The following is a 26,299-nucleotide window of genomic DNA, read 5'->3' as shown; positions in this document are numbered from 1 at the left end:
GAAATGGCAATCGCTACATTGGAGATATATGAGATAGGTACTTTTCTATTAAACCAAACCTTTTTTGGGTTAAACTTTTAAGAAGGAGAGATTTACTATGGTGAGAGTTATATCTATTCATTCAGCCAATCATCCACTATTTTTGATTACAGACGTAGAACAAAGAGCCGTTTTAAACTATGCTTCTTTAAAGGGAAATTCAAATAAATACTATATCATAGAATTTCATCAAGGAGATGGGGATTACCCTTTTCGCATCTATACAGAATATGGGCGTATAGGTAGGAATCCTCGCAAAGAAGGGAGATTTTTTAATAGTAGGTTGTCTGCCAAAGAGGAATTTAATCATATTCTTTCTTCAAAACGTGCAAAAGGATATGAACATATTTTGGTCGATGATGATGATTTCTTTATTCCTACAGTGACTCAATTCCAAATCAAAACGAGTTCAATGGATTTACTCAAAGGAAATGAAAAAATGGTAGGCATTATCGAAGAAAAACAACAAGAAGAAACCAGAACTTCCTATTCCCCACTCGAACCACTTGGAAAACTATCAGATACCCAAATAGCGAGAGGGTTTCAAATATTGGATAAAATAGAAGAAAAGTTACATTCAGGTTCTAATGATTTTGATAATTTATCGAATCAATTTTATTCCATTATTCCTACATTTTTTGGCAATAAAGTCGATTATCATCAATTCATCATTAATGATTTTTCTAAACTTGTTGAAAAGAGGAATTTATTAGAAGGCTTGAATTTGGCAACAGAAGCAGAAAATTCGTTTGAGTATACATACACATCCACTCAGCGTCATCACAACACATTGCATTATCGAACAAAAGAATACAAGCGATTATGATAATACCCACGATACCAAACATCACCTTCTTGATGACCATCAAGAACTTTTACAAACAATGATTCATCGTTATTTTAATGAATAAAAGAGCACAGGTTCAGATTTCCTGTGCCTCCCCCTTTTCTATTCGCATGTAAACTTCATTTATTGAAATCCCCACCAACTACGTTACTATCTTTCTTATCATAATAATGGATATATGTCTTAACTGCTTTTTAACTTTTTCATACTATCTTTATGACGGACAGAACTGAATGAAAGGAAGAAGAACCGCCAAACCGACCAAATACCCTTGCCCATTTGTACCCTTTATACCCAGGATTTCCTTTGGTTTCAGAGCCTGGTTTCATCTTCAGATAAATTTTCCAGCAAAAGAAAAACCACAATCCTAAAATTAGCGGTACAAAACAATTCAACAACCCTAAAAAATCAAAATGATATTGATATAGCACCTTATCCAAAATCATTCCCCAGATAATATAAATTGCAAAAGAGAAACAAATGTTATGAAAGTTACTAATAAATACTTCATAACTATCATAATATATCAATTGGATATTAATATTCTATGGTTGATGGAAGTAATCCTCTTAAAGTAAACTGCCACGTTAGTGGAAGAAGAAATGTGATTTTAAAAAAATTCTCCGCTCACATTATTATTTTTGAAATGGCGAGCACACATCCCCCCACCCCCTTAACTATAGATGAGGAAACAAGCAAGTCCTTTAAACAAAAAAGAAGCTCTCATTTCCGAGAGTTTCTCTACATTTTTCGGTTACGTTTTCACTGTTTCCCTTTATTTCTCTCTGTAGCATTCTTCGCCCGTATCAGGGTGCTTTTACTTATCCCCTGTTGTTTCCTCAATTTGCTTATATGAGTGTGTTTCTAGAAGTTTAAGAGCCAATTCAATTTGAGCCTTTTTAAATTTCTTCGGTCTTCCTTCCTTAAAATCCCCCTTTTGCTTTGCGATCGCTTTCCCTTCTTTAGTTCTTTCTACAATCAAGTCCCGCTCAAACTCTGCAAATGCCAAGAATATGTTTAAAATTTACCGGCCCGTTGGTGTATCCTCAATGATCCCCATGTTCAAAACGTTCACTCTTACCCCGCGTTCAAAGAGTTGTTTGAACAATTCATTGATCTTTTGAATTGAGTTGAATAGATTAAGATGCTTCTGGTTCTTGTAACGTAACTGTGTATCCTAAACTTTCGAGCCTTCGTAGTGAATGCCGAACAATGGATTGCTGTCACTGTTTATCAAAGTAGTCTTCGCCTAAGTCTACATACATTTCTTTTCGTGTTAAGAGATAATAAGAGATACGTAACATGGCATGGGCGACGACAATTCCTGCTCGTTTCTTTCCTTTTCGTGATGCTTTACGCCTATACAGTGCTCCGAGATAGTTTATGTTTAATTTCTCGAAAAACCATTTAATTTCCAGCTCTTCCTTTTGCCTTTCTGTGCTATAATATTTTTCGGCTTAAGTATAAATCTATACTAAATGCGGGTGGGAGAGGGAGAATACGAAAGTGTGATAAAAAATGAAAGGGGTTTTCAAGCTTAAAGAACACAAAACAAATTTGAAAAAGGAGGTTATGGCAGGGTTTACATCATTTTTTTCCATTATCTATATTATTGCAGTAAATGGACATATTTTACATGACTCAGGAATGCCGTTGGAAGCAGGAATTATTGCAACCGTGCTCGCATCACTTGCAGGATGCTTGCTCGCTGCCTTTATTCCGAATGCACCCTTAATGATTGTTCCCGGGATGGGCATTAATGCCTTATTCACGTACACCTTTGTTGGGTCGCTTGGTTTAACTTATCATGAGGCTTTAGGAGCGGTTGTCGTTTCCGGCGTATTATTTGCGATTATCGCCTTTTCAAAATTAGCAGTGATCATTTCAAAATCGATTCCAACTTCTTTAAAGGAATCCATCACTGTAGGAATTGGCTTATTTATCGCTTTTATCGGCCTGCAAAAAAGCGGTCTGATTGTCGGAAACCCAAATAATTTCGTTGCACTAGGTGATCTTTCGTCTCCGATTGTGCTAGCATCCATAATTAACTTGGTGATTACCTTGTTTTTATTTTTGAAAAAGGTTCCGGGGAATTTTTTAATAAGTATCATTTTGGGTACATTGACATCCTATTTTTTAGGTGTGGTTGATTTTTCCCATATGGACAAAGGGTTCCTTTCGTTAAATGACTATCGAAATGTATTCTTTAGCTTTGATTTTGGAAAAATGACAACCATCCCATTTTGGACTGCGACTTTCTCGCTTACATTAGTGTTGGTATTTGAGAACATTGGGATCCTGCATTCACAAGTGGATGGGATGCTTAAGGCACCCGAGAAAAATGGTAAAGCATTGCGTGCAGTCTCCATTTCTGCGATTTTGTGCGGACTTTTAGGTACCAGCCCTCCGGTTTCAACAGTTGAATCGGCTGCTGGAATTACTGCTGGTGGAAGAACGGGTTTAACCTCTGTTGTAACAGGTTTCCTTATTTTAATGTCCCTTTTCTTCCTGCCTTTGATCAAATCGGTTCCAAATGCGGCCATCGCACCCATTTTGATTATTTTGGGCGGATTAATGTTAACAAATATTGTCAACATCGATTTTACGGATTTCACTGAAGCATTTCCTGCTTTTTTAATCATCCTGATGATTCCGTTAACCTATAGTATCGTGGACGGAATTGCCTTCGGATTTATTGCCTATCCGTTAGTCAAGCTGTTTACAAATAAACACAAGCAGCTGTCATTACCAATCTTTATCATTTCTATCTTATTTTTGACTAATTTTATTTTGCACTCAATTGGATAATTTAGAATAGGGGACTTTCTATTTGGAAGTCCCCTTAATCTTATTTTGATTTAAATTTCTACTGCTTCATTCTGCTTTTACGCCCCATAGGAAAATTTTATACATATTTGCATGAAAGTCCTCTATTTAGGTTGAATGCCACTGTAGGTCATAATTGTCCGACAGTGCGTAATTAATCAGAAAGATGCTATTCAACACTTTCGCGAACGGACGGGTGATATTGCAAGCGTCGTTCAGACCTGCCCCATCCCAGCTGTCGTCGGTCAGTGCGTAGGCGTCCCAAGCCCAAAGGTAGAAATCGCGCCAGCACCCATAGAACTTTAGCACAATAAAGAAATGGTTGCCGAAGCAACCCGTATTGTTAAACTCAAGCACCCGTTAGTTTAAGTGAAAATTGAAAATTTAACCATAAAAAACACCCCGTAAATGTTAGTATGAATGTCTAACATTTACGGGGCAGTTCAACCTCCGTTGCTTTTCTTATGTTAATGCGCCCGTTTTTCTAAGTACATTTTTTCACAATCTTCATATTTTGCCTTTCATCTATAGGAACAAAGGGGTTTATATTGTGTATCAATGAAAGGCTAAATTTTTTAAATATGTATCAAATCGCTTGGGGCATAAAACCATCAAAACAACCGCGGACACTTATCTTGATATTACCGAAAAAATAAGAAGAAGACGAACTAAAAAAGTTCGCCCCCTACACTAAAGGTAATTTCAACTAGGTATGAATTCCCCTAAAACCTTTGATAAGCAAAGGTTTTTTATATATTATCCAATAGACCCTTTCATCTTATACTTGAATGTGGAAGGTTTTTAAATGGGTTCATATACCGGTTTATCGGCATTTCTGGTATATGGACTTTCATATTGTTTCATTGTTTTTCATTTTGGGTAGGCAAAAATTAGGCACGTATCAATCATAAGCCTAACCATCATTATTCCTTAATTTCCTGCAACACTTTCTTAATTTCATCCTGAGTCAACTGTTCCCATGGTGCTGCATCATCATTAGCAAAGGGTTTTTCAGGATTTTCATCTTTGTTCCACCATTTTGCCTCATACGGGATGCCATCAAACATTACCCGATCACCAGCTCCATAGACTTTTCCTTCTTCCCATTCCAGATAGGTTCCTTTAGGCAAGCTAACTTTTGGCAATGGTTTTTCTCCAGGCAATACCGGACCAACAAGTTCCCAAGGAATTGTATTTTCATCCAAGATAGGTGCATCAGGAGCATCTCCTTTTGTCCACCATTTAGCTCTATACACATTGTGCCTCCAGACAACACGAGTACCTTTTAAATAGGTTGTAGATTCATTCCATATCTCATACGGGGAAGTTTTCGGATCATCAGGTTTATTCAAATCTATTTTAGTTACATCTGACTTGGTTGTCCGTTTTGCATCACCAGAAACACTACCATTCATATTCTGTTTCAAAATCGTTGCAAACTCTTGATTGCTTTGTTTAACACCACTGTAAAAGTTGGAAACACTTTGAATTCCAACACTATTCTCACTGGACTTCCTGTCACGGTTTGCTGACCACATAGACAATCGTCCCAAACCATTTTCTATGGCAAATTTATTCAGCTTAGCAGCATCCTCTAAATCAAAAACTTCACCTTGGATATCATTTTGGCCAATCATTGGTGTTGCGCCGAGTTTTCTCCATAATGCTTCATCACTCAAGTTAACTCCTTGTTTTTGATAAATAATCTTTAGTTGGCGATGGGTTTTTTTCAAGGCATTAATCGAATTGTCTGCCATAGAAAGTGCTGTATCTCGACTTTCCCCATAATTCATTGTCATGATATTGACGCCAGCTAAATCTACTCCAGCTTTCAATAATGTTGTTACGGCATCCGTACCATCCTCAGTCAAACCTTGCGGGGTTACTGGTAATGTTACCCAAATAGCTAACTCTTTTTTATCTTTTTTTCGTTCTTGCTGCAATTTTGCCAAAGCTTCCCCACGAAGTTTAGCGGCATGCTTATTCGTCAATCCTTCTTGCTCTAAATCCACATCAATCGTATTCAGATCATAACGCTTTACTACTTCAGCATATGCATTTTTTATTTTTCCAACATCTGTTGTTGTATTTGCTAATTCCGAATTGAGTAAGCCACCAAATGAAACAATGACTTCCCCCCCCTTTTGTCGTAGGCGAGCAATTCGCCGATCTATATCTAAATCCTCCGATGCCTGATCCAACGAATAGGCGCCTCCCCAACTAGGAACAGCACTATTTTTATTCTCAGCTACTATGAAAGAAAGCACAACATTACCACCGATTTTTTCAAATTCATATTGCGGTGTCAGTGTAGCATCGACATAAGAGGCAAACCAAGGATTTGATTCTACTTCTGTTTTTTTTGTTTTTTCTATTTTACCAACTACGACTATATTATCTCGATAAAAATAACTAGCTCCTACAGCTACCACAACTAAACATACCAACAATAAACGCGGCATTGACAATTTCTTTTTATTTTGCAGCATAATCTTTTTTCATCCTATTTTTTATTTTGCTGAAATTAAGTTTATCTTCAACTCCAGTTGTCTCTGTATATTCCCATTTGCCAAGTGATATACTTAAAGGAACTTCCGTTCGTCCCTTCGCATCACCATAGTATAAAACCGATTGCCAATTGATTTCTGATTGGTCTTGTGCATCTTTTTCAGTTTGCTTAGGTTTTACTTCTACAAATAACCAATCTTTATAGTTATGAACCAAGTCCACAAGCATATTGACAGGTCCGATAAATGTTAATGCAGCCCACCCACAAGTAAAGGCGTTAAAAAAGGAAAATATAGCATTCGGCCAATTGCCGTGCATGAAAGAGCGCCAGCAAATAAAAGCAGAATAAGCAATAATAATGATCGGCGCTAAGATATAAAGTGTTGGCGTGCCAGTCCGATCATTAACCTTAGGTGTTCGTGCAAAAGGAATTTTTTCACTTGTTAATAACTGTTGGATCGACTTTAGCACTCCAGCCGTATTAACAGCCAACAAGATTAGATTGAGACCATAAATTCGGAAGATGTCCATTCGTTTATAACGATTGTATTTTAAATCACTCGCCATTGCAGTAAAGTAAGGGACAGCAGCACCAACAATAAAAACACTCAATAAACGATTGTCAAAGGGATAGGCTAATAGGAAGATTAAGCCAAAACTAGACCAAGCAATAGATGCCATGTAATTGACTCGCAACAAGATTTCCATTAACTTGATTGGATTTCCTTCCTGACGGCGTCGACGAATAGTAGCAAATAGTTTCGACATAATTAATAATCCACCATTGGCCCAACGACGACGTTGGATGACTAAAGAACCGAAATCTGGAGGAGTTGCTGAGTAACTCAAACGCTCCGGATAATTCGCCAAGGTCCAACCATTTTTTTCTAAATCAATACTAGACTCCGTATCCTCAATTACTGTACGGTCTTGGATAAAACGGCGAATCTTAAATCCATTCACATATTCTGTTTCAGCAATATCCTCGATCGCACGTTTTCGGATGACCGCGTTCGCCCCTACCCAAAAGGTCGCGCCATAATACGTTGTTCCTTGGTGTAAAGTGTGTTGAATATCTGTTGTAGCACCAGCAATTCGTTCGATTCGAGTTGGACACCCACGGAAAGAAGAATAAGGAGTTTGTGTTACAGCTACTTTTTCATTTCCTTCTTGATTCAATAGATATACCAGACGTAAACAATACTCTCTAAGCAGAATAGAATCGGCATCGAGCGTTAGTAAAAATTCAGTATCTGGAATTACTAAATCTGCTTCTGCCTCTGAAGATACTCTCTGCAATACTTTACCAGCTGGTGTTTGGCGAATCTTGTAGCTCCCTCCCATTAAATCAATATAAGAGTTAAGATTCATAGCTTTATTGGCTTCATCAGATAAAGAAACAAACTGTTTTCGTTGGAAATACCCTACTTTTCCGGTGAAAATCCAAACTAATCGAGAATAAAACTGATAGATACGTTCATAGCTCATGCTATAATTTTCTTTTGAGGATTTCTCTAATGCTACTGCCGTTACGGCTAATTCCTCAGCTAAATCTCTTAAAACACGATTATTAAAGAAATCATCTACATGATCCTCCAAAGGTTCATCATCAGCAAATTTATTAATCCATTTGGCAGCATAATTATATTGCTTTACTAAATCATTTAAAGTAGAAGAAGAGATTTCCCCAGTTTTGTTGTATGTCTTTTCAAAAACGTCACGAGCTTTTGCTAGTTTAGTATAAGGGACTTCCAAAAGCTCTGTAATTTCTTTTGCAAGATTCATAGTTGCTTGCAATTTTTCCCTTTTTTGCGGATCTGTTGGATTCGGCTTATCATCAATCAGGAGTTGTACATCGATTTTCGGATATTCTTGTAAAATAGCTGATAGTAATGTTTTTCGAATAACGTCAACCTCTTCATCATACGAAGGAACCAAAACAGTAATTCCTGGTTGATTCTCAGAAAAATAAGCAGATAGGGTTTCCCGTGGGATCCGAGTATGCTCTTTAAATCGGATCAATGCCCCTTGTCTAGAAAAAAGATACATCAATGCGGAAAAACATAGTGTCGTAACAATCAAGATATATAATCCCGCTTCAACGACTTGTTTAAAACTACCATTCACATTATGCAGTTGATCAAAAATTGTGGATGCTACATAAAGCAGCCAAAATCCAATCGTAAACAAAATATAGATTCGATTCAATGTCAATTTTGCAGTGGATGGTTTTTCATGCACTCTTGGTAATGGTTCCAAATTGCTTTCAGTGTTCAGTTGTCTTTTCATTTTGTTCATCCCTCTTGTTAGTCAAGTCCCTATTATTGGGTAAATAAAAAAATACAATGTTTCAACTATTTATGGGTGGCATATTAAATTGTCACGCCAAAAATCTCCCATCCTTTTCCAAAAAAATTTATGAATTTAGCTACGTACTATCTATCCTCAAAACTATCAATCTTTATCCCTAAAAATTATCTTTTGTTGCCAGTTTCCATTGACTCGTCACAATCTATAAGAACCGCCCCTAACAGGCGGACAGCGGAGTCCGTATTAGAAAAAAACGTATGATGCTCTCCCTTCTTCTGATCTCGGAGTTTAAGCGTTCTAAAACGATTGTAGTTCGAATATGGACATGTGTTGATTTATCTTCTGCATAAAACTGAATCGTATTTTTATGTACTTATTTCTTTCCATCTTCATAAACCCATTGAACATGATATCTACTTATATAAGCAAAAGCATCTTTTTCTTCATCAATATAAACTTCACTTCTGTATAAATTATATTGATGATCCATAGCCATACCTAAACCACTTGTATTCTCTTCAAATAGTTGTAAAGTTTCCTTATTTTTTTTGCTAGTTGCGCTTCCTTTTCCCAAACCTCCATTTTACAGTTAGTAGGTATTTCGGGTATAGGTTAATGGGTTTCATTTATTACTAAATTTTTACAAGATGTATACCCCAACAACTATATCCCCATAATTACTATTCGAATGTCAATATGAGTTTCTGTCCATTAATGTCATAAAAAGTCGAAAAATGTTTATAATGGACAAATTACCATATTTAAAAAAGGAATTGTCATACTCTTTGTCTAACGGAATATCCATATTATAGGGGAACGTAAGTCTTTACTCCCACTAGTGGAACAAGAAAAAGGGCTGCCGCTGCAACCCGATTTTTTCAACGAAAGCACCCTTTAGCCATCCATGAAGCGCAAAAACCAGTGCTTCACCACAGAGAATGAAAATGGGTTGGAACCGTCAATACTGATTCTACGGCTGGGAGAGGAAGGTCGATCAACTATGGTGCGTTAGAGCCCATCCTTTAGTCTGACTCCACCGACCACGGTGCACCACTGACTGTCGCTCCCTTACGGGAAGCACACATGGTAGATTAATCCTATTCTGGTTGCTGCACCAGCCTCTAATTATTACGATTGCCGTAGAAAGGATGATTTCAATGGATATAGTCATTGAAAGAGCATGCGGTATGGATGTCCATAAGGACAATATTACTGCCTGTATAGTGACACCAGAAAGAAAGGAGATTCAAGCATTTTCTACTAAAACTGTTTTTCTATTACAGTTGGTCGACTGGATTAAACAGCATAATTGTACCCATGTTGCCATGGAAAGTACGAGTGTATATTGGAAGCCAATTGTTAATTTGCTTGAGGCTGAAGATATTGAGTTTTTGGTTGTGAATGCTCAACACATGAAGGCTGTTCCAGGACGTAAAACAGATGTGAAAGATGCAGAATGGATTGCCAAACTTCTTCGCCATGGGCTACTCAAAGCAAGTTACATTCCAGATCGAAATCAACGTGAACTACGTGAGCTAGTTCGCTATCGCCGAAGTATTATCGAAGAACGAGCTAGACAACATAACCGAATCCAGAAGGTGTTAGAAGGAGCAAACATTAAATTGGGATCTGTTGTTTCAGATGTGATGGGTGTTTCAGCACGAGATATGCCGGATGCCATTGCCGACGGTGAAGAGGATCCTGAAAAACTAGCAAATTTCGCACGCCGCACTATGAAAAAGAAGAAAGAAGAATTGGAACTCGCCCTAAAAGGCTATATAAGTTCACATCAACGCCTTATGTTAAAAACCATTTTAGGTCATATTGACTTTTTAACTGAGCAAATCGAGATGCTTGATAAGGAAGTTGCGAACAGAGTCAGTTCTCATCAAGAAGATATAGCACGATTAGATTCGATTCCAGGTATAGCGACCAGAATGGCTGAACAAATATTATCTGAAATTGGGACTGATGTGAAGAAACAATTCCCCACTGCGGCTCATATGTGTTCTTAGGCAGGATTAGTTCCTGGGCAAAACGAAAGTGCAGGAAAAAGAAAATCAGCAAAAACTAAAAAAGGAAATAAGTATTTAAGATCGGCGTTAACCGAAGCAGCTCATTCAGTCAGAGGATCCAAAAACTATCTTGGAGCACTGTATAGGCGTACAGCATCCCGAAAGGGTAAGAAACGTGCTGGTATTGTAGTCGCTCACGCAATATTACGTATATCTTATTATCTCTTAACTCGAAAAGAAATGTATGTAGACTTGGGCGAAGACTACTTTGATAAGCAGAGACAACAATCAATTGTTCGACATTCTCTGATCCGACTCGAAAGCTTAGGATACACCGTTACGTTAGAAGAACCTAAAGTCTCTTAATCCAGTCCACTTTATTACCATAAATCCATGTAATTGGCGCTCTCCCCTTTTTTTAAAAAGCGAATGAGCTGCGTCCTCTTTAGTATTGCCTTTTTCTGTGAATTACAGAAGTTAATTTTCATGGTAGTTAAATAACGGTAACGAAAAAGATTGCCGAAGCAGCCATTTGTTGTATAACTAAAGCACCCGTTAGTCATAATGAACGAAACGGCTCCCATCGCTTAACGTAGGTTGCACTTGGTCATAATGTTACTACCCAAAAATAAAACCAAGTGTAGAGCTACACACGAAAAGGAGCCGTATATTATGAAGGATGTACAAAAATATGTTGGTTTAGACGTATCTAAAAATGCAATTGCTGTTTCAATTGCTGATCCTGGTCGAAGTGAACCTAGATTTCATGGAACTATTCAAAATAAACCAGAAGAAATTCGCAAGTTAATGAAAAAATTAGGAAATCCTGAAAACCTACTTGTGTGTTATGAAGCAGGATCTACAGGTTATGGAATTTACCGGTTACTTCTATCAATGGACATTGAATGTATGGTTGTAGCACCCTCTCTTATTCCTAAACGTTCTGGAGACCGTGTCAAAACAGATAAAAGAGATTCTATTAGATTAGCTCAGCTACTTCGTGCTGGAGAGCTTACTTCTGTATGGGTTCCTGATGAAGAACATGAAGCATTAAGAGACTTAGTTCGAGCACGTAATGATACTCGTGAGGATCTACAATGTTCTCGTCAGAGACTTGTTCACTTCTTACTTCGCCATGAAATGCGTCCCCCTAAAGGGGTACGAAATTGGTCAGTAAAACATCGTGAATGGTTAAAACGATTAACATTTAAAAGAGCTGCTCAATCCATTGTTTTTCAAGAATATCTCCATACAATCAACGAAGTAGAAGATCGTATGAAAAGAATTGAAGTTCAAATCCATGAAGAAGCACTTCAAAGTGAACACGCCCCTGTTATTCAAGCACTACAAACATTAAGAGGGGTTGCAGAAGTAACTGCCGTTACCTTGGTAGCTGAAATTGGACAGTTTTCTCGTTTTTCTAACCCAAGACAATTGATGTCATATGCTGGACTTGTTCCTAAAGAATACTCTAGTGGATCAAGTCGTTGGCAAGGTTCAATTACGAAAACGGGAAACTCTCAAATCCGTCGTTCGATAGTAGAAGTTTGTTGGTCTTATCGGCATCGACCATCTCTTAAAGGTGAATTGCTTAAACGCCAAGAAGGTCAAAATAAAGAGGCAAAACGTATTGCTTGGAATGCTCAACACCGTCTTCATATGAAATATCACCGTATCTCTGCTAAAGGAAAAGGTGGAAAAATAGCTGTTGTAGCTGTCGCAAGAGAATTACTTGGCTTTATTTGGGCTATCGGTTGCGCTATTGAGGATAAACAAATAAGTGAATTAAAAGTTTCTTAACTAGATTGAAGATGTAATTCGTAATTTCTATATTCTATATTTATGATTAGTTTTAAGATTGAAGATTTGGTACGAAGGCAAATCCCCGTGAAGGAGAACCCTCATGTTGAACTATGCACTAGGTCTATGAACCGAATGTGCGCCGTTAGTCCGAGGCAGCTCCGTGACGGATGGAGTGAAATGTGGTACCCAACCCACGCATATCAGTTTGTATACCACCGTCAGCGTTTTTGCCTTCGTGCCAAGTTTTTAAGGTTATCCTGTTCAACTTTCTGCATTGTATCCATTTCGGATTTAGCTTATCAAGGGAAAGTACGCCCTTGACAAGCTAAATCCGAAAGGATATTTGGTCAATAAGTTGAACAAGGGATAACTCTATTCATACTGAATAAAACACCATTTAAAAACATTTGGGTGTGGTGGGTTGACAGTTTCGTTCATATCAGTTGAATAAGGAATTGTAAAATATGTAGAAAAATAACAGTCTTCTAATGATTAACACCAGTTTTAAAAAATGCCTTTTTCACATAAATTGTATAAGCCAAAACAATAATTGACCAAATAAAATTACCAATAAATAGCTTTTGGGATTGACTTGATATCAATGAAGAACTTATTGATCCAAAAAACACCGAATAGATTACCATTACCCAAAAGCCCCATTTTTTAAGTCTTATATACCCATACACCATAGCCAGTGAAAATAAAGTAACTATTAGTCTCATAAGTCGTTCAGGTACATTGGGCATTCCAAACCTTCCAGCTATACCAATGGAATTAGCATCAGCATTATAAAAAACAGCAGTAAATAATAAGACAATTGCACCAAAGATATAAAAATAACTAATTAATAAAACGCCTAAAGGTTTCTTCATTTTTAGGACTCCTTTAAATTCACATCTTTCTAATCATACGTTTGAAGTATATGAATTCTACATTTTTTTCCATAATCCTTCTTCAAGTAACCTGCCCCGTTACTTTAATAAGAAAAAGCATCTCCACTTATTGTAGAAACGCCCCCGTTAGCTTAATAAGTTTTACAAAAAAGAACATTAATCCTTCTTGGATTGACGCCCCAGTTGGTTAAACAGGACATAATAATTAACTTACGATTTCTTCTTTGGTTTTCTAAATAACAAATAGGTAGATAGCAGCATTATAATAATCATTATTTGATCATTTTTTACAAACACATTATACAATCCAATTCCCCAAATTAAGACAAGTATGATAATATTCCATATAATATCGAATTTTTTTCCATTCATTTTGTATAATTCTCCCTTCTAAGACACGATACCGAACACTTTTTATAACATATTCTTCTTGTTTTATAATTTATCCTTTTTGAATTAACCTGCCAGTTAGTCGAATAAGAAAAAGGCTGCCGCAACAGCTTTACTTACTTGAACTCAAGCACCTAGTTAGTGGAAGAAGAGGCTTAATATCGGAGGTAATATTAATAACACTATTGATGTGAAAATAAGTAATTTTGATACTTTTTTTGAGAGTTTTTTTCTACTTTTCCCAATAAACCACGTAGACCATCCCCATCCACTAAATTGTAATTCGTTCTTATATAGAACAAAAAATAAAATTAGAATAGCTGCTTGAACCATCAATCCATATCCATTTCCATAATCAATGTTAACAACTAGTTTTGAGTAAATAAAATGTAAAAAACTCCCTAAGAATAATTCAAAAAATACAAAAACCACTAAAATAAAAGCTATTCGTATTAACTCAAATATTATCTTCACTAACTCGCAACCCACCTTTATAAGCTATTTCAACGTAATTCCTTATTCAACTATTCTGCCAGTTAGATTAGTATTAATCTTCAAGACTTTAATTGATGAAAACGTCGTTGCCACTTTGGTATGAATAGACCAGTTAACAATCCAAGACCGAAAAAGAGGTAAAGCAACATCGTTAGTAACAATGTGCTTTTTGGGTCAATTTTTATATTTGTATGGGTAACAAAATAATTTAAAGCAACTTTACAAAATATAAACATTACAATATTTAAAACAAAACCAGATATACTTCTATATAAAATTTTCAATTTAATCACATCTCAATATTTAATGATTTTAACTCAATTTTACCTAAATATTAACTTATTAGCTTTCACTTCAGATAAATAAAATGTGAATGTTTATTGAACTATACTGCCCTTTAGTGCAATAAGAAAAGCTGCCAAAATGACAGTTTTATCTGCAACTCTTGCACCCGTTTGTTTAAGTACAATTCTTCACAATTCTTGACTTTACTCGAGTCCATTTAATTGTGATAAGTGATATGTAAAATGATAGAACAGTAAGGATACCATGCCGTGTTTTCTCTTGGATTGTAGTGGCTATCAGTTCTCTATTAATCGTTTCTTTCTCTTTTGGTTGTTCCGTTTGACCTGGCTGCTCGCCCAAAAAGCCTATTTCTATAAAAATATGTTAATGACTATTATACTTGTCCATTCTTTAACTTGTACAAAGAATACTTTAACAATGTAAAACCTAAAAAAATTAAATTGAAACGAGGTGTTTATTTTGAGATGTGATAATCTTCAACCCAATCAAGCAAGTCAATCCGATCCCCCAGGTCCTTGTCCAGTAACACCAACACCACTAAGTTCATTTACCAGTGCAAATACCCCAGTAGCAGCTGGACCAACTGTTACTAGGATTAAAGTTCCTGTTGTACTAGCAGAGCCAACAATCCAAATTCCTATAGAGGCAACAATTGCCCTTGGAGCTATAGCAATTGAAATTAAAAGAGTGAAAAAAAATGTATTTCTCGATCAAGTGAAAATTGTTCCGGTTGCACCATTTGCACGTGTTGGCACCACTGACTTTTTTACCTTTTCAGCAGCTAAATTATTTATCGCAGGGCATATTCGAAAAGATATTGAATTTGCTATTTTTAGTCCTGGGGGTGGATGTACTAACTCACTTTTAGATAAAATTGTCGATATTCCATTCACTGGCTTTACAGAACTTAGTACAGCTGCTGGAACGCTCATAAATCTACCAATCTTAGGTATTAATGAAAGTTCCGAGTCTAGTTTCCTTAGTGATGCAAACAACTTAAATGCTCGCTTGGATAAATTTTTCTTCAACAATCTTGTCAAATTCAATGAACAGCCATTTGGTGAGTTAGTAGCCGCAAACTTCTTTGAACTTGATTTTGCGTCACCGGAACCAGCACCTGAGGCAACTTTTTCCACGTTGACTGAAAAACTCGTCCTGGAACTTACTGTAAAAGTATTACAAACTCAGCAACTTGCAATTACTGCAACTTCAGTCGTTCCTGTGCTTACTGGTCTTACTCCTCCTATGTAATGGATGTTCTTCAGCATATGTAAGAAAAAGGGTTCTGTTTCTTGTAAACAGAGCATTTCCTCCAATTCAATCCTTGTATAACACTCAAATAGTCCTAAAAGATACACAGGATAAAGAAAAAATCATAAACGAATTAAATTTTTCTGAAGAAGGTAAAACTCTTCAACAAGTAGAAGAAATATTTTTTGAAAATGGGATTAAAATATTAGGTTCAATTCAAACAAAAGACAGTATTCCTTTTCAGTTAATCTGTTTTGATTATGTAACAAGTCCAAACGGTGATTTTATTTATAGAGATGTTCGATTTATTTAAATGATATTCTTACGCACAAAAAGCTAGGGGATTAAATCTTAGCTTTTTTTAGTCCATAAAAATAGTCCTTCTTCCACTAACCTGCCAGTTAGCTTAAGTACATTTCTTCACAATCTTCACGAAACAATTAATAATGTTATTCAACAATCTGGCCCTTTCATGCAAAAAAAGGCGCAGATCCATACTCTGGAAACGCGCCCTTTCGTTCACTTTTGAAACTGCACATACTAGGTTTTTTCTAAGTATATAAATGAATAAGGATCCTCTTTATGACGACATGGTAATCAATATTTAATTCATGTCACCTGCTTTAATCCATTTTAGGTTTCTAATCATAGCATCTTTAGACCAATCAACGGGCATTTCTTGATCTGAAATAACACAATCAATTGATGAGAATGACCCTATATGAAAAAGAGCCTTCTGATTAATCTTGGAAGAATCAGTTACAACATAAACACTTCTTGATCTTTTCATCATAATAGTAGATGCAGTTGCTTCATCTATATCGAAATCACATATTCCATCTTTGCTAATTCCTCCACATGAAATAAACGCTTTATCAAAATAAAAGTGTTCTAATAACAGATTGGTTAATGGTCCACTGATTGAACGTTGCAGTGGATTAGTTGTCCCTCCAAGTACAATTACTTTGCCATCAAATAGTTGGCTTTCTAATCGATTATTTAAGATTTCGGCTGCTGCTAATGAGTTGGTCACAATCGTGATATTTTTTACATTTTCAATGGAACTCGCAATATGTAAGGTTGTTGATCCTACATCTAGAGCAACTGTTTCTCCATCCATAATAAAAGTTGCCGCAACTTCCCCTATCATTTTTTTTTGATTATGAGAGATGCCGATTTTTTTATTAAAATGAGGTTCTTTAATCAAACCAAAACATCGAATAGCCCCACCGTGAATTCTACGTAATTTCTTTTTCTCCTCAAGCGCGCTTAGATCTTTTCGAATCGTTTCTGGTGTTACGTTTAATTTTATTGCCAAATCCACTACATTAACTTTACTTTTTATCTCAAGTTCTTTAATTATTACTCTATACCTTTCTGTTATTAAATGTTTATTCATACAATACTTCCAATGCCTCCATCATTTGAATTTGTTTGTTTTATTTAATTATAAGAATTGAATATAAAAAAAAGCCTAATGAAATGTTAAGTTTTGTAAATTTATCAAAAATGGAGAAGAAAACAAAACCAAAAAACATCTTTTTCATCTATCTTTTCTACTATAAATAATCTGAATGTTTTTCTTATTAAGGCTATTTCGTCCTTTTCTTTGGCTATTTTGTTTTGTTTTTTTTACATATATTTCTAGCATAATTAATATTCTATCAATATTTTTATTCTACGATGGAAATGTAGATTACAGGGATAATGGCGGCAGTTCTTAAATAATGATTGCTTGTACTTAAAACTGTATAAACCTTTTTCCCCTATTTTCTCTCTTTTCGATTGCTAGGCTCTAAAAAATTTAAAAAATTTGGAGGTAATGTTCATGAGTAATCAGGATCAAAGCAAAGGGTTAGACAGAAGGAGTTTTATAAAAATAGGAGGAATGAGTACGCTTGCGTTAACACTTGCTTCTACTGGTTTGCCGGGTGATTTGTTGACTAATAAAGCACATGCTGATGAATTAGAAAATGAAAATGCTAAGCTTCAATTTAACTCAGATGGCAAGTTTAAAGTTGTACAATTTAACGATACTCAAGATGATGAACGAATTGATCGCAGAACAATTGAACTTATGGAGAAAGTTCTTGACACAGAGAAGCCTGATTTTGTTGTTCTTAACGGTGACAATATTGAATGTTGCATGGATACGGAATTAAAGATGAAACAAGCCTTAAATAATGTAGCTCAACCAATGGAAAAAAGAGGAATTAAATGGGCAATTACATTTGGAAATCATGACGAAGATTCTTCACCTAGGACTGGAATGTATGAGAATGACATGCTGAAGTTCTATAGTACGTACAAATATAATTTGAATGAACCTGGAGAACCGGGCCTTACTGGATCAGGAAACACGAACATCTTAATAAGAAAATCAAAAGGCAATAAAGCAGCATTCAACCTCTGGCTTCTTGATAGTGGAAGATATGCACCAGCACAAATAGCTGGACAAGATTTTAAAGGATACCCTACTTGGGACTGGCTTCGTTTTAATCAAGTGAATTGGTATTATGAGAAATCAAAAAAACTTGAGAAGCAGTATGGTTATAAAGTCCCTTCACTTGTGTTCATTCATATCCCTCTATGGGAACATCGTTTTATGTGGTATGGAGGCGTAGACCTAAGAACACAAGCAAGCCATGAGCTTGCAATGGCAAGGCATAAAATAGTAGGAGAAAGAAATGAAGATGAATGTCCAGGACCAATTAACAGTGGTTTGTTTACAGCTATGTTAGATAGAGGAGACGTTAAGGGCGTTTTTTGCGGACATGATCATACAAACACCTATTATGGCAACTATTATGGAATTTTGCTAGGTTATGCTGGTAACACAGGTTTTGGAACGTACGGTCTTCCTGGTGCTGATAGAAACAGACTTCGTGGAGCGAGAGTATTCAATTTAGATGAAAATAAAGAAGGTGTTCTTGTAGAAACCCATATGGTTTTCGCTAAGGACTATGGAATTGATTTAACAGCGAACGATCAAAGTATGGATCCTTTACCATTAAATAATGGAGGAAAAGAAAAAGAAAAAGAAAAAGTGGAGAAATAATAAATGTTGTTCATCTTATCCGTATCAATAGTATAAAAATATTTTTCATGGAGGTACCATCATGTTACAAAATATAGGAGTACCTGGTTTAATATTAATATTAATTATTGCTCTTATCATTTTTGGGCCATCTAAATTACCTGAAATTGGGCGTGCATTTGGTAATACATTAAGAGAATTTAAAAGCTCAACAAAGGAAATACTGTCAGAGGAAAAAGAGGATAGTGGTCAATCTAAGTAAAAGTGTAGAAGATGTAAGTTCAAAGCTTACATCTTCCTCTTATTTCTAAAAGGAAAAAGGGAGAGCCTAATATGAAAAATCAAGAGTTAACTTTTGTTCATCACCTTGGAGAATTAAGGAAGCGAATAATCATTACATTACTCGCTTTTATCGTTTTTTTATTTGGATCATTCATTTTTGTGAAGGACATTTTTAATTGGCTTATTCGTGACCTTAATCATGAATTAGCTGTATTAGGACCATCTGACATCCTTAGTATATATTTTATGATTGCAGGAGTGAGTGCGTTCGCACTTACCATCCCGATTGCTGCGTATCAAGCGTGGTTATTTGTAAAACCAGGACTAACTAAAAAAGAACGAAAAATAACATTAGCCTACATTCCGGGATTTTTTACTTTGTTTATAACAGGACTTTCATTCGGTTATTTTGTCTTGTATCCAATTGTTCTTAATTTTTTATTATCCTTATCTAAAGGCCAGTTTGAAACCATGTTTACGGCCGAAAAGTATTTTAAATTCATAATAAACTTAACACTGCCGTTTGGATTGTTATTTGAAATACCGCTCATTGCTATGTTCCTTACCTCAATTGGTGTCATTAATCCAAGGCTTTTATCTAAAGCTAGAAAGATATCTTACTTTTTACTAACCATTATATCTGCTGCCATAACTCCACCTGATTTTATGTCACAAATATTAGTTCTCATACCACTATTGGTTTTATATGAATTTAGTGTTACATTGTCTAAAATCGTTTATCGAAAAAAAACCAAAAAGCAACAATCAGATAATAATATTATTCCAATGAAAAAAACATCATAAACAAATAAGAACTAGAATTGTTAGCAAAAGGACGTACAACCATCGTCATTGCCCATCGCCTTTCCACGATCCGCAGTGCAGAGCGAATTGTAGTATTAACGGAGGATGGAATTGCTGAACAAGGCTCGCACATTGAGTTACTAGCACGAAATGGTGCATATGCACATCTATACTCTAAGCAATTTGAATTACAAGTATAGTCATAATACAAAAATCGGCTCGCTCCTAAAAAAGGGGGAGAGCCAATTTTATCTTTATTCAACAATATGGCCCTTTAATGGAATAGAGAAGGACTATTTGTTTCTTTTATTATTGTTACCTATATAATCACCTAACACCATTTGCAATTTCACAAAAAATGAATCTGAGTTTATAGTTATTTAAATGCTTCAATTTTTGTCGAAATCTACTCATAATTTGTAGATATTTCCCGGGAATTTGTTGAAATTTGAAAAATAGTGAATCCTAATATTCAGAACAAAGGAATTTCTCCTTTTTAATTGGTTTCCTAAGGTTTAAATAATCATTAACTCTAATTTACTACTTAAATATCGTAAAGAGGGAATAGGGTCGAGGGGTATATTTTCATGTGTATCGGGTATCGCAATCTATGTTTCATTGGTACTTCTAATCTTTCTTTTTTGTAGATACACAAGGTTTTTAGTGAATCGTCTAGTGGCTTGTCCGTATCGCGTAACGCTATAAGCGCTTCGATATCTGATTGAACAATGATAAGCCAATCTTCATCTTTTAAAACTCATATCCATTTCACCCTAAGTTTTGTCCGTACTCTCTGACAGCGCGTGTTGAGCCCCTCCTCCTTTTTCCACTTCCTTGTAAGAGAATGCTCATTCATTCCGATGTATATCATATCGCTTATCGGAATCCCCTTTCATAAAGATGATGGTTCTGGGGATTTATTTGCAAGTTATATCGCCAACCGATACGAATCAAAAAAAGGGTTGATACGCCCCTTTCTTGTGGAACTCTGTAAAGGATGACTCTTGTTTTGAATTGAGGATCTCAACCACTTTATTTTCGGAATATAGAGAAAAGCCCTCCCCGTTTTTCTTTAGGCTTTTGTATCGCTTCTTCTAATCGTTTATTAAAATCATTTTGTGAACTCCATTCTTTTTTCTGTTCGTCCCGCATATTTTGTAATTCCTTTTGTAAGAGTTCACTTTTTTGTTTTTCTAGTTTCAGCAATGTTTCGTAATTGGTATTTTGTTGTTCTGTTAATTTTTCAATTTTAGCATGTGTTTTTTGAGTTGAATTTCCAATACTAGAACTTATAACATGATGATCTTGCTTGAGCCGAGAAACCGTTATTTTAAGATCAGACATATCATTTGTCAGTTGGACATTCATTTCACGCGTGGCTGCGAGTTCATTGACTAAAAACATTAAAATCTCTTTTAATTGATTGGGGCCTTGGGGTAAATTTCATATATGTATCGGGTATCGCAATCTCTGTTTTATTGGATTCTTCTAATCTTTCCTTTTGTTGATTCACAAGGTCTTTAGCTGTATCGTCTAGTGGCTTGTCCGTATCGCGTAACGCTATAAGCGCTCCGATGTCTGATTGAACAAAAATACGCCGACCGCAATCTTTTAAAAATTCATATCCATTCCGCTCCAAGATTTGGCCATACTTTCGAACAGTGGGTGTTGCAATCTATATCGCCCAGCGATACGAGACAAAGAAAGAGTAGATTGCTCCTTTCTTGAGGAATTTTGTTGTCAAACCTCTTCCAAATAAGTGAAAAGCCCAGGTAATAAAGTAAAATGGCGAGTGTCAATTCACTCGCCATTTTCAATGTCATTTGATCAATATGCACCCTAAAACGGAACCCTTTATTATGTTAAGAACGCTTTTTTATTTGGTGGGGGCCGGCCATATCTTGGACCTTCATCTCTGTAAATATGGAGTTATAACTTCGTTAATAAGGCAATGTTTTGATTCTATATTTCTTCAAAGACACTTTTTGAATAGTTCTTTTACCGACTATCACATGTAAGGTTGCATATTTGGAAAGAAGATGGCTTCATTTTCATTGGCGCTTTTTTTCATTTTGTATGCTAAATGATACTTACCTGTATCTTCAATTAAATATTTTGATTCATTTAGTAAAACCAGCTCTCCCCCATTCGTTTTCATTAATTTTCTTAAATCAGCTCCTGGACTCACTTTTATATGTAAGTTCTTTTTCAATTGTTCATTACAATGAGTACAAGTTAATTTGATATCATACCGCAAGCCCTGTTCTGTGATAGAGGTTGAAACTATCGAGACCTGGACCTGTTCTTTATATTCAAATCCTAGAATAAACATTAAAATGAAAACGATCCCTGTAATACAAATATTGAACTTCATACAATCCCCCCTAAAAATTAGCATTTCATATTAGGGAGTGTAATATCCTAAGATCCTAGAGGAGAATATGGGGTTGGTTGGGACCTTATTTTAGTAGAAAATGATTTTTCTAAGGAAAGGAGTAGTTGTATGAATTTTAATATGGAAGAAGCGATTGAGATTCTGGAACGTACGCCACAAACATTGGAGTATTTTTTATCCGGTTTGCCCGCTGGATGGTTGCAATCTAATGAAGGCGAAGGAACCTGGAATGCCATTGAAGTGATTGAGCACCTCATTGAGGGTGAAAAGAATAACTGGATTCCAAGGTTAGTAATGATACTTCAGGAAGGTGAACGGAAACCATTTCCTCCCTTTGATCGTTATTCGCACTTTAATGAACGGGCTGAAAAGTCGATTGAGCACAAGCTGCATGAATTTAAAATGATTCGAACAGAAAATATAGCCAAACTGAAAGCTCTTATTGATCCTGATTACCATCTTGAATTAACGGGAGCACACCCTTCTTTCGGTATCGTCAAAGTAAGAGAATTGCTCTCTACGTGGGTTGTTCATGATTTAACACACATTGCCCAAATTGTTCGGGTAATGGCGGAGAGATATAGGGTAGACGTAGGACCATGGAAAGAATACTTAGGGATATTAAATAGATAGAGTTTGGACCTGGCAAAAATATAAACGGAGCAGAATAACTGCTCCATTTTTTATACTCTTATGGTTCTGAAATACCGTTTGCAATCGCCATCAGATAAATCATAGCTAACAATGTCAGAAACAATATACCGTTAACGATCACGCTAAATATAACAATGGGTTTATTTTTTGTTTTGATTCCTAAAATCATTGCCACTAAAAATCCAAAATCAATAAGTGAATACAAAACAATTCCAACCGACAAATTTACATTTTTAATTGTACTAGCAATGAAGAAAATCAGCAGAGCAGCAACCACTAAAACCCCAGTCAAAATAACTGGTTTACCCTCAGATCGATTTCCTTGAATTTCACTCCTCACAAAATCACCCCTACTTCTAAATTATACAATATGCCCCTTTCGAATAACATAAATTTCCTAATGGCGTTGTAATTCTAAATAAGTGGTCCATTTCGATAGGTATGGACTAATTAAAGTTGAACGCTAACGATACCGTTGCAAAGTTTGCCAGATTACGTTTACTGATGTAGCCTTCCCCCCTTTTTGCATGTGAAAAATCTTTAATAAAGGATGACATTTAGGTAGAGGAACAATTAACCGAATTTTGAAAATTTAATTACATATAAAGAATACCAGATGTTAAAATATAGAAAAAAAGGTTTTTAGGAGGGGTTTCATGCTTGAAGGTGGAGATTTTATGTTTGAGTTCGCTCCTATTTTTATTGGCACCATATTTGTAATCGTGACTTCCGTCATTTTGTTTACATTAATAAAATCAATTTCCCAATGGAATAAAAATAACCACTCCCCCAAATTAAACATTAACTCCAAAGTGGTTGCAAAAAGGACATCCGTACACGGCGGCGGAGAACACAGGGCGTATACTGATTATTTTGTTACTTTCGAAGTAGAAAGTGGAGATCGGATAGAATTCAAGGTAAGTGATACTGAATACGGTATGTTAGTTGAAGGGGACAATGGAGAACTTACATTTCAGGGCACAAGATATCTTGGCTTTACTAGGTCTAATGAAAATATTGGGATTCGTTAATTGCATTGCTGCCTTCTCATAGCATATGGGATTAAGAGAGTTCTGGGAGTTTATATCATAAAAAAGGACGGGATGCCCCGTCCTTTTCTGTGAAATTATATGCACTTTATTCTCCTAATATCACTAAGCTGTATTTCTTTTTACCTTTACGGATAATAATAAATCTTCCATCGAATGAATTTTCTACTGTAACATCAGTATTTACATCTGTTACTTTGTCTCCGTTCATTGAAATGGCTCCGTTATTAATATCTTCTCTTGCTTGACGTTTAGAAGGTTCAATTCCTAAATCCACTAACCAATCGACAATATTTTTTGATTCCTTTGGAGCATGGAAAGTTGGCATGTTTTTAAAGCCTTGTTCAATTTCATCGGCTGTTAATGCTTTAACATCGCCACTAAATAATGCTTCTGTAATTTTTAAGGCTTGCTCTAATGCATGCTCACCATGAACAAAATTTGTCATTTCTTCAGCTAACACTTTTTGTGCTTCACGTTTATGAGGCTCTGTTTGAACCTTTACTGCTAATTCGTCAATTCGATCTTTTGTTAAGAAAGTGAAGTATTTCAAGTATTTGATAACATCGCGATCATCGGTGTTCACCCAGAACTGGAAGAATTCAAATGGCGTTGTTTGCTTAGGATCTAACCAAACGGCTCCGCCAGCTGATTTACCAAACTTCGTACCATCTGCTTTTAATAGTAATGGAATCGTTAATCCAAAGACTTTTGCTTCTGATCCTTCTTTTCTACGAATAAGGTCGATACCGGCTGTAATATTACCCCATTGGTCACTACCACCAATTTGCAGGCGCACGCCTTCTTCTTTGTATAAGTGATGGAAGTCCATCGATTGTAAAATCTGGTATGAGAATTCAGTAAATGAAATCCCTGTTTCTAAACGGCTTGATACAATATCTTTAGCCAACATATTATTGACACTAAAGTGTTTCCCGTAATCGCGTAAAAAGTCAATAATGTTTACTTTATGTGTCCAATCGTAGTTATTCACCATTTTCACGCTGCTATTTCCACCAAAGTCAAATAGCTTTTTCATTTGCGCTGTTAAGGCATCAACATTATGTTGCACTTGTTCTAAAGTTTGAAGTGATCTTTCTGTTTGACGTCCACTTGGATCACCGATTGTTCCGGTAGCTCCTCCAATTAAAATAACTGGATGATGTCCAGCTAATTGGAATCGCTTCATCATCATAAATGGAATTAAATGTCCAATATGCATACTGTCACCAGTCGGATCTACGCCACAGTACAAGGAGATCTCTTGCTCTTCAACTAGCTTGCGTAATCCTTCTGCATCCGTTTGTTGGTTTATGGCATCGCGCCATTCTAATTCATCAATGATATTCATGTCTTTCCAGCTCCTTTAAATGTTTATTTTTCTCACCTTTAGTGGGTAAGAATGTAAAAAAAAAATCGCCCCTTATCTACATTCGTAGACATAGGGACGATTTTGAATCGCGTTACCACCCAAATTGCATAAATAGTTCAATGACCATTCATGCCACTCTTAGCAATAGTATCGATTGCCAATCCGCTTAGCATTACCTAAGATACTCCAGAGTGTACTTCACAAGTTTGTTTGTGCTAGGTTTCATCAACCCCCAGCTTTCTAGATAACAGTGACAACCTGCTACTAAACTCTTTCAATGTACTTGAAATATTAGTTTGTAGCCAATTATAGTGAATTAAAATTACATTGTCAAGACTACATATAAACGTTATTGGAAATTAATTGTTATTCGTTTTCTAAAAAGTTCAGACACGTGACCGAGCATTCCTCTTTTTTGTGGTTTTAGGGCGCGTAAAATCTTTTAGTGTCCTAATCGGTAATGTTTTGTTTACTTCGGGTACTATTTCTTTTTTTAGTGACCCAACTCGCGATTTTTAGGAAACTAGAAGCCTTCTACTTTCCTGATATCAGGCAAAACTCAATTTTTTGGGAAACTAGAGGCCTTCTACTTTCCCGAAATCAGGCTAAATTCTTTTTTTCGGGAAACTAGAGGCCTTCTACTTTCCCGAAATCAGGCTAAATTCTTTTTTTCGGGAAACTAGAGGCCTTCTACTTTCCCGAAATCAGGCTAAATTCTTTTTTTCAGGAAACTAGAGGCCTTCTACTTTCCCGAAGTCAGGCATAATTCTTTTTTTCGGGAAACTAGAGGCCTTCTACATTTCTGAAATCAGGTAAAATTCTTTTTTTCGGGAAACTAGAGGCCTTCTACTTTCCCGAAATCAGGCTAAATTTATTTTTTCTGGAAACTAGGGCCTTCTACTTTCCCGAAATCAGGCTAAATACTTTTTTTCAGGAAACTAGAGGTCTTCTACTTTCCCGAAGTCAGGCATAATTCTTTTTTTCGGGAAACTAGAGGCCTTCCACTTTCCTGAAATCATGTAA

20 protein-coding genes, 5 pseudogenes and 1 other annotated feature are annotated in these 26,299 nt (G+C 35.9%); of the genes and pseudogenes, 13 read left to right on the top strand and 12 right to left on the bottom strand.

The window, feature by feature from the left end:
• Nucleotides 1–97: 97 nt before the first annotated feature.
• Nucleotides 98–865, top strand: a complete 768-nt coding sequence (locus tag BN1082_RS05185) for a WGR domain-containing protein (RefSeq protein WP_090631787.1) — start codon at nt 98–100, stop codon at nt 863–865.
• Nucleotides 866–1,648: 783 nt separating this feature from the next.
• On the opposite strand, the pseudogene BN1082_RS05175 reads toward BN1082_RS05185, so the two are convergent.
• Nucleotides 1,649–1,988, bottom strand: a pseudogene (locus BN1082_RS05175) (recombinase family protein); the annotation flags it as partial.
• Between the two features lie 416 nt (nt 1,989–2,404).
• Here BN1082_RS05175 and BN1082_RS05165 point away from each other — a divergent pair.
• Both BN1082_RS05165 and BN1082_RS28995 read left to right on the top strand, forming a co-directional pair.
• Complete coding sequence (locus tag BN1082_RS05165) at nt 2,405–3,694, top strand: NCS2 family permease (protein ID WP_090631782.1); 1,290 nt, start codon at nt 2,405–2,407, stop codon at nt 3,692–3,694.
• A gap of 598 nt (nt 3,695–4,292) precedes the next feature.
• Nucleotides 4,293–4,422: pseudogene (locus BN1082_RS28995) on the top strand (tyrosine-type recombinase/integrase); the annotation flags it as partial.
• Nucleotides 4,423–4,635: 213 nt separating this feature from the next.
• On the opposite strand, the gene BN1082_RS05155 reads toward BN1082_RS28995, so the two are convergent.
• The 4 genes and pseudogenes from BN1082_RS05155 to BN1082_RS05145 form a co-directional block, all read right to left on the bottom strand.
• Entirely contained in the window at nt 4,636–6,201 is a 1,566-nt protein-coding gene (locus tag BN1082_RS05155; RefSeq protein ID WP_090631780.1) for a chitinase, read from the bottom strand.
• Nucleotides 6,188–8,509 carry a glycosyltransferase family 2 protein gene (locus BN1082_RS05150; RefSeq protein ID WP_090631777.1) on the bottom strand — a complete coding sequence of 774 codons (2,322 nt, stop codon included), beginning with the start codon at nt 8,507–8,509 and terminating at the stop codon, nt 6,188–6,190. The genes BN1082_RS05155 and BN1082_RS05150 overlap by 14 nt, the downstream gene beginning before the upstream one ends.
• A gap of 185 nt (nt 8,510–8,694) precedes the next feature.
• Nucleotides 8,695–8,858, bottom strand: a pseudogene (locus tag BN1082_RS28815) (transposase); the annotation flags it as partial.
• A 45-nt stretch (nt 8,859–8,903) separates the two neighbouring features.
• Nucleotides 8,904–9,104 (bottom strand): hypothetical protein, encoded by a 201-nt coding sequence (locus tag BN1082_RS05145; protein ID WP_090631775.1) that lies wholly within the window; start codon nt 9,102–9,104, stop codon nt 8,904–8,906.
• A 583-nt stretch (nt 9,105–9,687) separates the two neighbouring features.
• Between BN1082_RS05145 and BN1082_RS05140 the strand changes: the two are divergent.
• A pseudogene (locus tag BN1082_RS05140) lies at nt 9,688–10,911 on the top strand (IS110 family RNA-guided transposase).
• A 306-nt stretch (nt 10,912–11,217) separates the two neighbouring features.
• The gene (locus BN1082_RS05135) at nt 11,218–12,345 is read left to right on the top strand and encodes an IS110 family RNA-guided transposase (RefSeq protein WP_090631772.1); all 1,128 of its coding nucleotides are present in this window, start codon (nt 11,218–11,220) and stop codon (nt 12,343–12,345) included.
• Between the two features lie 488 nt (nt 12,346–12,833).
• On the opposite strand, the gene BN1082_RS05130 is transcribed toward BN1082_RS05135, so the two are convergent.
• On the bottom strand, nt 12,834–13,220 hold the full coding sequence (locus BN1082_RS05130) for a hypothetical protein (protein WP_090631770.1): 387 nt from the start codon (nt 13,218–13,220) through the stop codon (nt 12,834–12,836).
• A gap of 1,671 nt (nt 13,221–14,891) precedes the next feature.
• On the opposite strand from BN1082_RS05130, the gene BN1082_RS05120 reads away from it, so the two are divergent.
• Together BN1082_RS05120 and BN1082_RS27325 are read left to right on the top strand one after the other, a co-directional pair.
• Nucleotides 14,892–15,683 carry a CsxC family protein gene (locus BN1082_RS05120; RefSeq protein WP_090631765.1) on the top strand — a complete coding sequence of 264 codons (792 nt, stop codon included), beginning with the start codon at nt 14,892–14,894 and terminating at the stop codon, nt 15,681–15,683.
• A gap of 73 nt (nt 15,684–15,756) precedes the next feature.
• Nucleotides 15,757–15,996, top strand: coding sequence for a hypothetical protein (locus tag BN1082_RS27325; RefSeq protein ID WP_090631762.1), 240 nt, complete (start codon nt 15,757–15,759; stop codon nt 15,994–15,996).
• 291 nt (nt 15,997–16,287) lie between these two features.
• Here BN1082_RS27325 and BN1082_RS05110 read toward each other — a convergent pair whose 3' ends face one another.
• Nucleotides 16,288–17,082: a DeoR/GlpR family DNA-binding transcription regulator gene (locus BN1082_RS05110; protein WP_090631761.1), complete on the bottom strand. Its 795-nt coding sequence runs from the start codon at nt 17,080–17,082 to the stop codon at nt 16,288–16,290.
• 429 nt (nt 17,083–17,511) lie between these two features.
• Between BN1082_RS05110 and BN1082_RS05105 the strand changes: the two genes are divergently transcribed.
• The 4 genes and pseudogenes from BN1082_RS05105 to BN1082_RS05090 all read left to right on the top strand — a co-directional run.
• Nucleotides 17,512–18,741 carry a metallophosphoesterase family protein gene (locus BN1082_RS05105; RefSeq protein ID WP_090631758.1) on the top strand — a complete coding sequence of 410 codons (1,230 nt, stop codon included), beginning with the start codon at nt 17,512–17,514 and terminating at the stop codon, nt 18,739–18,741.
• 61 nt (nt 18,742–18,802) lie between these two features.
• Entirely contained in the window at nt 18,803–18,982 is a 180-nt protein-coding gene (gene tatA, locus BN1082_RS05100; RefSeq protein ID WP_090631755.1) for a twin-arginine translocase TatA/TatE family subunit, read from the top strand.
• A 71-nt stretch (nt 18,983–19,053) separates the two neighbouring features.
• On the top strand, nt 19,054–19,806 hold the full coding sequence (tatC, locus tag BN1082_RS05095; RefSeq protein WP_090631752.1) for a twin-arginine translocase subunit TatC: 753 nt from the start codon (nt 19,054–19,056) through the stop codon (nt 19,804–19,806).
• 11 nt (nt 19,807–19,817) lie between these two features.
• Nucleotides 19,818–20,006, top strand: a pseudogene (locus tag BN1082_RS05090) (ABC transporter ATP-binding protein); the annotation flags it as partial.
• Between the two features lie 832 nt (nt 20,007–20,838).
• Here BN1082_RS05090 and BN1082_RS28100 read toward each other — a convergent pair.
• The 3 genes from BN1082_RS28100 to BN1082_RS05080 all read right to left on the bottom strand — a co-directional run bounded on the left by BN1082_RS28100 (nt 20,839) and on the right by BN1082_RS05080 (nt 22,180).
• Nucleotides 20,839–21,210: a hypothetical protein gene (locus BN1082_RS28100; protein ID WP_245640320.1), complete on the bottom strand. Its 372-nt coding sequence runs from the start codon at nt 21,208–21,210 to the stop codon at nt 20,839–20,841.
• Complete coding sequence (locus BN1082_RS28095) at nt 21,194–21,445, bottom strand: hypothetical protein (protein WP_245640319.1); 252 nt, start codon at nt 21,443–21,445, stop codon at nt 21,194–21,196. Before BN1082_RS28095 ends, BN1082_RS28100 begins: the two co-directional genes overlap by 17 nt.
• Before the next feature lie 369 nt (nt 21,446–21,814).
• The gene (locus BN1082_RS05080; protein ID WP_090631749.1) at nt 21,815–22,180 is read right to left on the bottom strand and encodes a hypothetical protein; all 366 of its coding nucleotides are present in this window, start codon (nt 22,178–22,180) and stop codon (nt 21,815–21,817) included.
• Between the two features lie 129 nt (nt 22,181–22,309).
• Here BN1082_RS05080 and BN1082_RS05075 point away from each other — a divergent pair, with 129 nt between their 5' ends.
• A complete protein-coding gene (locus BN1082_RS05075) occupies nt 22,310–22,834 on the top strand; it encodes a DinB family protein (protein ID WP_090631747.1) in 525 nt (174 codons plus the stop codon).
• A 58-nt stretch (nt 22,835–22,892) separates the two neighbouring features.
• Here BN1082_RS05075 and BN1082_RS05070 read toward each other — a convergent pair whose 3' ends face one another.
• The gene (locus BN1082_RS05070) at nt 22,893–23,195 is read right to left on the bottom strand and encodes a hypothetical protein (protein WP_090631744.1); all 303 of its coding nucleotides are present in this window, start codon (nt 23,193–23,195) and stop codon (nt 22,893–22,895) included.
• Between the two features lie 316 nt (nt 23,196–23,511).
• Here BN1082_RS05070 and BN1082_RS05065 point away from each other — a divergent pair, with 316 nt between their 5' ends.
• Complete coding sequence (locus BN1082_RS05065; RefSeq protein ID WP_090631742.1) at nt 23,512–23,886, top strand: DUF2500 domain-containing protein; 375 nt, start codon at nt 23,512–23,514, stop codon at nt 23,884–23,886.
• Nucleotides 23,887–23,992: 106 nt separating this feature from the next.
• Here the strand turns inward: BN1082_RS05065 and tyrS are convergent, their stop codons facing one another.
• Nucleotides 23,993–25,255: a tyrosine--tRNA ligase gene (gene tyrS / locus BN1082_RS05060; protein WP_090631739.1), complete on the bottom strand. Its 1,263-nt coding sequence runs from the start codon at nt 25,253–25,255 to the stop codon at nt 23,993–23,995.
• Nucleotides 25,256–25,344: 89 nt separating this feature from the next.
• Nucleotides 25,345–25,563, bottom strand: a binding site (T-box leader).
• Nucleotides 25,564–26,299: the final 736 nt, after the last annotated feature.

Origin of the sequence: Neobacillus massiliamazoniensis, assembly GCF_001048695.1 — a bacterium.
Classification (GTDB): Bacteria; Bacillota; Bacilli; order Bacillales; family Cytobacillaceae; genus Neobacillus; species Neobacillus massiliamazoniensis.
The sequence above is the reverse complement of the archived record's forward strand: the minus strand, read 5'-3'. Positions and strand labels throughout refer to the sequence as shown.